Origin of the sequence: Bacillus clarus (genome assembly GCF_000746925.1) — a bacterium.
Classification (GTDB): Bacteria; Bacillota; Bacilli; order Bacillales; family Bacillaceae_G; genus Bacillus_A; species Bacillus_A clarus.
In genome coordinates this window covers 267,778-276,661 of the sequence record NZ_JMQC01000009.1, presented here as the reverse complement: position 1 = coordinate 276,661, position 8,884 = coordinate 267,778, and the positions used below count along the sequence as shown (strand labels likewise).

The following is an 8,884-nucleotide window of genomic DNA, read 5'->3' as shown; positions in this document are numbered from 1 at the left end:
ATCATGTTGTTGTAGTTAATAGAAACATTAATTCTTCCACTCTACACTAGATCCAACAGTCATGCGATCCACCCTGGTGGACCGCATAGCACTGATAAAGACCCTCTATCCCAATGGGAATTACCATTCATTTTCCAAATAGCATGGACAGTACTTTAATGCACCTAACCTTAAACAAAAATGTCCCTAACGAAATCTTCATCTATTAGTTATAAGTTATTAATCAACTCACTATTTCCCCTCATAGAAATCACAATTTAATAGATATATTTAACATAATAATTTTGAGAATTAGTTAAGAATAACTCACCTTAAAATGAAAATTCGATTAGTCCTAAAGAGTCTTCATCAACCTGATTTAAATTAATATCTATCAATTTCATATGTGGATGATCAGAGACTTTAGATAATAAAAGTAATAAATCTTGTGATAATCTATGAATTGTTTTATCTTTAAATATTTTTTTACAAAATTCAAAATTGCATTTAAGTTGTTCGCCATCAAGGCTGACATACAACGCTAAATCAAACTTAGCTATCGTATGATCTCGAACATAAGGTTTAAATACTAAATTTTCTATTTGAAGCTCTGTTTCTTCGGTATTTTGTAAAACAAACATTGTATCAAATAGTGGGTTACGGCTCTTATCTCTTTTTATATTTACTTTTTGAACCAGCTCTTCAAAAGGATACTCCTGGTTCTCATACGCATTTAACATTGTTTCTTTCACTTCTTGAACATACGTATAGAACGTTTTGTCTCCCACTGGATAATTTCGTATCGCTAACGTATTAACAAACATTCCAATGATTGGCTCTAAATCAGCATGCGTTCTTCCTGCGATAGGAGTCCCTACAATAATATCCTCTTGACCACTATATTTTGCTAATAGTGTTGTATATGCCGCTAATAAAACCATATACAATGTCGCTCCTGTTTGTTTTTCTATCTCTTTTAATCCGTCGCTAATTTGTTTGTCAATTGTAAATTCTACTATGTCCCCCTCGTAGCTTCGTACCGATGGTCTCTCATAATCGATTGGTAGCTCTAACTCTGGAATTTCCCCCTCAAACATATTCAGCCAATACGCTTCCTGTTTTCTCATTCGTTCACTTTGCATTTCACTTTGTTGCCAAACTGCGTAATCCTTGTACTGGATTCGAAGCGGTGGCTGTGACTCACCTTCATACAACTGAATAAATTCCTCGATGATAAGATTTGTTGAGACACCATCAGAAATAATATGATGTATATCAAACAACAACACATGGTAATCCTTACGAATTTCAATTAATCCAACTCGCAATAACGGTGCCTCTTGCAAATTAAATGGACGTACGAAACGATCGATATGTGTATCTATCTCCTCTTTTTCAGCTTGTATCTTTTCGAGAGAAAACATCACTTCAGAATGTATGTGCTGCACGGGTTCTCCCTGAATCATCTCAAAACTTGTCCGTAATGACTCATGACGTTGAATTAAGTTTCGGAATGCTTCTTCTACACGAGCAGAATCAAGTTCTCCTTCCACAATCATTACACCCGGCATATTGTAACTTAACTCTCCACCTTCTAATTGACTCAAAATGTACATACGCTTTTGTGTCGAAGAGACTGGATAATACGTTCTTGTTGGTGTCACTGGAATAGACAAGTAAGTCTGTCCCTCACTACCAGTAATAAATTCAGCCATTTGTTCAACTGTCTGATATCGGAAAACATCTCTTACCATAACATTGATGTTCATCTGTTTATGAATCTTAGATACGAGTGTAGTCGCTCTTAATGAATGCCCACCAATATCAAAGAAGTTGTGTTTAATCCCAATATGTTCATTGAATAGAACCTCTTTCCATATCTCAATCAACTGTTCTTCTATCCTTGTACGAGGTGCAACATACTCTATACCTGTTTGTAAATTCCCTTCTGGCTCAGGCAATGCTTTACGATTGATCTTGCCATTTGGTGTTAATGGCATTTGCATGAGCTGTACAAAATATGATGGAATCATATAGTCTGGTAATTCTTGTGCCATCGCTTCTCGAAGTTGTTCCACTGTTAAGCTTTCATCTCCGACGAAATATGCGCACAATTGTATCAATCCATCCGTACTCTCTCGTGCAACAACAATTGCCTCTCGAACCAATTCCACTTTCTGAAGCGCCGACTCAACCTCACCCAATTCAACTCGGTATCCCCGAATTTTAACTTGATGGTCGATTCTACCAATATACTCAATATTTCCATCCGGTAACCATCTTGCCAAGTCACCTGTTCTATACATGCGCTCTCCTGAGATAAAAGGATTTTCTACGAATCTTTCCTCTGTCAGCTCCGGCCGATTTAAATATCCTCTAGCAACTCCTACTCCGCCAGTGTATAGTTCCCCAGCAACTCCAATTGGCTGTATTTGTAGTTTGTCATTCAAAATGTACATCTGAGTATTTAAATTAGGCTTCCCAATAGGGATATTTTCATATTTTCCTGCTTCTGAACAAACAAAACTTGTAACTTCCACTGTAGCTTCTGTTGGTCCATAGGTATTATGAAGTAACGTACCGTTCGGAACAGTAAGTACTTTATGGAATTTGTCTGCCAAATGAGCCGACAGCTTTTCTCCCCCGACTGATACATATCTCAAAGAAGCTAAAGTTTCAACATTGGAAAAATTCTCAACGTATTCTACAAATGCTTGCAACATAGATGGAACAAACTCAAGATGTGTCACTTTGTAATTTTGTACAGCCCTTACCAATGTAGCAGGATCTTTTTCTCCACCAGGTTCTAATAGATATAAACGTGCACCCTTCATCATCCCCCAAAAAAGTTCCCATATAGAAGCATCACTTGAAATAGTTGATTTTTGTAATACTATATCCTTGTCATCTAATAAAGTTCTTACCTCTAAGGTTTGAAGGAAATTTAAAACAGAATGATGTTCTACCAACACTCCTTTTGGTTTTCCAGTAGATCCTGAGGTATAAATTACAAATGCTAAGCCACTAGGTCTAGTTGATGTTTCTAAATTTGAATCGTCTTTATCATATAAAGAAATATCATCCAAATTAATATTTTTCCCTTTGAAAAATACATGTCCTTGTAAATGTTGCTGTAATAACAACACCTTAACCCCAGCATCTTCCAGTATATATTGAATACGCTCTTCTGGATATTCTGGGTCGAGCGGCACATAAGCACCACCTGCTTTTAATATTCCAAGTATACCGACAATCAGTTCTATCGAACGCTCTACCATAACTCCAACTAACTGATCTTCTTGTACTCCTTCATTTCTTAACGTTCGTGCCAACTGATTTGCTCGTGCATTGAGCTCACGATACGTCAATTGCTGATTTTCGAATACAACCGCAACATGATCTGGTGTACGCTCCACCTGTTCTTCGAACAGTTGATGGATAGTCTTCTCACGTGGATATTCAGCCGCTGTATCATTGAACATTTCGAGAATCTGCATTTTCTCTTCCGCTGTTACTAATTCTAGTTTGTGTATACAAGTTTGTGGGTTATTTACAACTTGCTTGATGATTTGAATCAAGTGATTCCTCATTCGCTCGATACTCGCATCGTCATATATATGGGCATTATATTGGAATTGCATCTGAATCTCTTCTCCAGGAATCACAGTAACGTTAAAATCATAATTCGTTTGTTCAATCATACTCACATTTTCTATTATTAAATCTGTTTCACTACGATTTTCGCTATGCTCCAATTGTTGTTCTAAAGGATAGTTTTCAAACACCATAATATGTGTAATCAAGTCCTGCTTTTGTTCCGTTTGTGCCTGTATTTCATACAACGGATGCGTATCGTATGCATGTGAGGCTACCGCCTGCTTCTGATTCTTTTTCATCACTTCTACAAAGGAATCTTCCGCATCACCATGAATACGCACAGGAATCGTATTAATAAATAATCCAATGATATTTTCTACACCCAATATTTCCGATGGTCTTCCGGAGACTACACTCCCAAATACGACATCAGTACTGTTATTATATCTCTGCAACAATACGCCCCATGCTGTCTGCATTAACGTATTCAAAGTAACTTGATTACTATTCGCTACCTGTTTCAGTTGCTCTGTCAATTCTTTGCCGAGGTTCCAAACTAAATTACCCGAAATATAGTTTTCATTCTCATTAGAAGAAGTAACTTTTGGCAATATTGTTTGCCCTTCATACCCTTCTAAATAATCATTCCAATATTTAGATGCCTCTTCTTGATCTTGTGCTTCTAACCATTCAATATAGTCACTATACGGCGTTACTATGGATAATTTAGGTTCCCTTTGTTCCTGAATAGCATAATATATTTCGAAGATTTCCTGTGTCACCAGTGGGATACACCAACCATCCATTAAGATATGGTGGAAACTCCAAATAACACGGTACGTTTGCTCCTCGGTGCGTAAGATTGTCATACGCATTAATGCCTCTTCAGCAAGATTAAATCCTCTTTCTTTATCTTCAGTCGTATACCTCTTCATCCACTCTTCACGTGATGACTCTTCCATTTCCTGAAGATCTTCATAATGAAAATCAACTTTTCTATTTCGGTATACGATTTGTAACGGCTCATCATTCCCTGCACTCACAAAGTTAGTTCGGAATATGGCATGTCTTTGCACCAACTGTTCTAAACTTTGAGCGAACGCCTTTAGATTCATACTACCCTGCACATCAAACGTTGCTTGTTCAAAATAAGCTCCCGATTGCGGATTCATCAAGCTATGAAATAACATACCTTTCTGCATTGGAGTTAACGGATACACATTTTCAATTTCACCTATGTGCTTGGTTTCCTGCACAACACGATCTAATGCTTCGATTGTCATTCCTTTGAAAATAATATCACTTGGTGTGAGCTCCGCTCGCTCTTTCTTTACGCAATGTTCAATGACTTCCTGCAAACGCGCTTGCAGCCCATTCGCCAATTGTTCTATCGTTTCTCTTCGGTATTGTTTACCACTATAATTGATTTCTAATGCTAATCTTCCAGCCGATATCATGCCATTGATATCCAGTACATATGACCTTACATGTTGCTTACTTTCAGATTCACCACTTGAATACGAAGACGGCTGCATCGCAGTATTCTCCAAATCTTGATCAAACTGCCCCAGATAGTTGAAGCTAATCTCTGGCTTCAGTGTAAATGTCAGCTTTTCTTGATTTTCAGATAGATATTTTAAAAGACCATATCCAATCCCTTTATTTGGAATCTGTCGTAATCCTTCTTTAATATTCTTGATTTGGTGAGAGATACCGCTCGCTGCTTCAATCGGTAGGACTACTGGATATTGACTCGTAAACCAGCCTACTGTACGAGTGATATCAAGATTAGAAAGAATAGATTCTCGCCCATGCCCTTCCAGATTTACAGAAATTTTTTCCATTCCTGTCCATTGATGAATTGCCATTCCTAAAGCTGTTAACAATAAATCATTGATTTCAGTGTTATATGCCCGGTTTGTTTGTTTTAATAACTGCTCCGTTTCAGCAGCTGTCCATTGGACCGTGATGACTTCACTATCCTTTATCAAACCACAATCTTGTTCCGTATCTTTCGGCAGCAATCCCGTTGGGATTTGTTCAATCTCATTCCAATATTCGCGCTCTTTCTCCATCTCTAGACTGTTCGCGTAAAGAGATAATTGTTCTGCCCATAATTGGAAAGAATCTGTTTTTTGTGGTAACTGAATATCCTCTCCGTTTACCGCTTGTTCGTACCCTGCCTCAATATCTTCCAGCAGTATTCGCCAAGAAACGCCGTCTACTACTAAATGATGGATGACCATCAATAAATGATCGCCTTCTTCACACTGGAACAAGCCTAGTTTCATTAACGGTCCTTCACTTAAATCAATGCTACTTTGCATCGTATTTACAGTCTCTTCAATCGCTGAATCCGGATTCCCATTTCCTATGAAATCCATCACTTCTAAGTTGAATAATTCTTCTTCCTCTATTCCTCGGTTCCATGCCTCATGCCCTTGTTCTGTTTGACGGAAGACCATCCGCAGCGCATCATGATGCTCAGCAATTTTTTGCATCGTCTTACGAAGAGCTAACACATCAAACCTTTGTTTCCGATATAACATAAACGCTTGGTTAAAGTGATGCGGAGCTGTCACCTCACGGTCAAAAAACCAATGCTGAATTGGTGTTAACGTAGCCTCTCCTGTTACTTCCCCTTGTTCAGCAACTCGCGTTATTTTCTCCACATGCGGACTTAAAGACGCTACAGTCGAATATTTAAATAAATCTTTCATATCTACTCGATAACCAGCTTGATACAGTCTCGAGGAGACTTGGATGGACTTAATTGAATCGCCCCCTAGATCAAAGAAATTATCTAATACTCCAATTTGCGGAACACCAAGTACCGTTTGCCAAATTGAAACTAGTATTTCTTCTACCGGGGTTTGCGGCGCAACATACTCCGTACCTGTTTGTAAGTTTCCTTCTAATACAGGTAATGCTTTACGATCAATCTTACCATTTTGTGTTAATGGCATTTGCTCCAGCTGTACAAAGTAAGATGGAATCATATACTCTGGTAATTCTTGTGACATCGCCTCTCGAAGTTGTCCCACTGTTAGGCTTTCATCTCCGACAAAGTATGCGCACAATTGTTTTAATCCATCTTCATTTTCTCGCGCAACCACAACTGCTTCTCGAACTAACTCCACTTTCTGAAGAACCGACTCAACCTCACCCAATTCAATTCGGTATCCTCGAATTTTCACTTGATCGTCGATTCTGCCAATATACTCAATATTTCCATCTGGTAACCATTTTGCCAAGTCCCCTGTTCTATACATCCGCTCTCCTGGGCTAAAAGGATTTTCTACGAATTTTTCCGCCGTTAATCCTGGTTGATTTAGATATCCTCTAGCCACACCATCACCAGCGATATACAACTCTCCTTGCACACCTGTCGGTACCAAATTCAATTTTGGATTTCAACAAATAAATGCTCGTATTTGCGGCTGGTTTTCCAATCGGAACATATTCTCTTCTATCTTCTACTGGGTCATAGTGATAAATCATACACCCTACAACCGTTTCAGTTGGACCATATTCGTTATAAATGGAAATGCGACCATCTGATTGCTCACTAACGTCCCGCGCTAATTTGGCGCTTAGATTTTCTCCTCCAACAATCATCTTTTTCACAGTAGTGTGTTCTGCTAGATTCATTTCTTTTAAGATATGCAAATGAGCTGGAGTCAATTTAATAATATCCACTCGTGAATCCTGCATAATCGTTGGAATTAAAGATGCCTTATCCTCACCGTCATAAACTACAATCGTATTTCCTGTTATCAACGGTGTAAAAACGGACGTTACAGTTAAATCGAAAGAAATCGATGAATATAACGGGAAATTCGTTTTCTTCCCTTGTACATACACCTCACGTGCCCACCAAATATAATTGGTTAAACCTTGATGCTCAATTAACACGCCCTTCGGATTACCTGTCGAGCCCGATGTATAAATCACATATGCCAGATCTTTACCATGACTTATTGGTTCTAGATTTGTCGTTTGTTTATCGTAGGATTGTGACTCACTCAGCGAAATAATGACTCCGTCATAAGAAAGTGGCGGATGTACATCACCATGCACTAATACAATACGTGCTTTCGAATCCTCCAACACATATTGGATACGTTCTTCCGGATATTGTGGATCAATTGGTACGTAAGCCCCTCCTGCCTTACTAACAGCTAGAATACCTACGACCATCTCCAAACTATGTTTAGCAATAATTCCGACTAATTGATCCGCCTGTACGCCTTCTTTCCTTAGCGTTCGCGCCAGCTGATTCGCTCGTTCATTCAGCTCACGGTACGTGAACTGCTGATCCTCGAATACAACTGCAAGATGATCCGGTGTACGTTCTACTTGTTCTTCAAACAGTTGATATACTGTCTTTTCATGTGGATATTCAACAGTGGTATCATTAAATTCAAATAAAAGTTTATTCTTCTTAATTTCTGCTACAGATTCAAATTGGTCTATTTCAAGTTCTGGTTGGAATAAAATAACAGAAAAGATATAATTTAAATTCTCTATTAATTGAACTATATAATCTTTATCATAATAATTTTCATTGTATGCTAGTTTTAAATTTATTGAATCTTCTTCTCCCAATTCAAAGTGAAATATAGTATCTGATACTACCGAATCATTATAATTAAAAGAATGAATTTCCTGTAACGAAACCATAGTATTTATAACAGGTAAATTGTTTGAATCATATTGTAAATTCAGATTTTGAACCATTTTTCTAAAAGGTAACCCTTGGTGTTCAATACTTTCGCTTAAAGATAACTTGATTTGATTAAACAAAGATTTAAATGAATTTTTAGGAGTTATATTGTTTTTTAATATTAAAAATTTACTAGAATAAATTTGATCTTTGTCTAACTCAATTGTTGGAACTCCTAAAATCATATCTTGCTCATAGGTATATTTATGTAATAAGCATTCAACTCCAGCTAATAAAATCATATATATCGCCATATGAGATCGATTAGACATGTTCATAATTCTTTTTGATACATCAGATGATAAAGTACTATCGATAAACTTCTGATTATAATCCGTACTCTCACTTAATCTTTTTTTTGTATGGCTATAATAAGGGAATGCAGTGAGACTATCTTCAACACTGAATAATTTTTCCCAGAATAATTCTTGTTGTTTAAATTCTGACATTTATAGCACCCCAGACTTTAATAGTATATGTTAAATCTGTTATACACTATATACAAATTCACATATTAATACTTACATTCTTGAAACTAACATCAATTTCAATTAAAGAGTGTGCTATATATTTACACACTCT

At 37.2% G+C, this 8,884-nt stretch carries 3 pseudogenes; all 3 read right to left on the bottom strand.

Annotation, left to right across the window (positions count from 1 at the left end):
* Positions 1-311: 311 nt before the first annotated feature.
* Positions 312-3,395 (bottom strand): annotated as a pseudogene (locus tag DJ93_RS27925) (amino acid adenylation domain-containing protein); the annotation flags it as partial.
* 81 nt (positions 3,396-3,476) lie between these two features.
* Positions 3,477-8,052: pseudogene (locus DJ93_RS34935) on the bottom strand (amino acid adenylation domain-containing protein); the annotation flags it as partial.
* A 12-nt stretch (positions 8,053-8,064) separates the two neighbouring features.
* Positions 8,065-8,751 (bottom strand): annotated as a pseudogene (locus tag DJ93_RS35060) (condensation domain-containing protein); the annotation flags it as partial.
* Positions 8,752-8,884 lie beyond the last annotated feature (133 nt).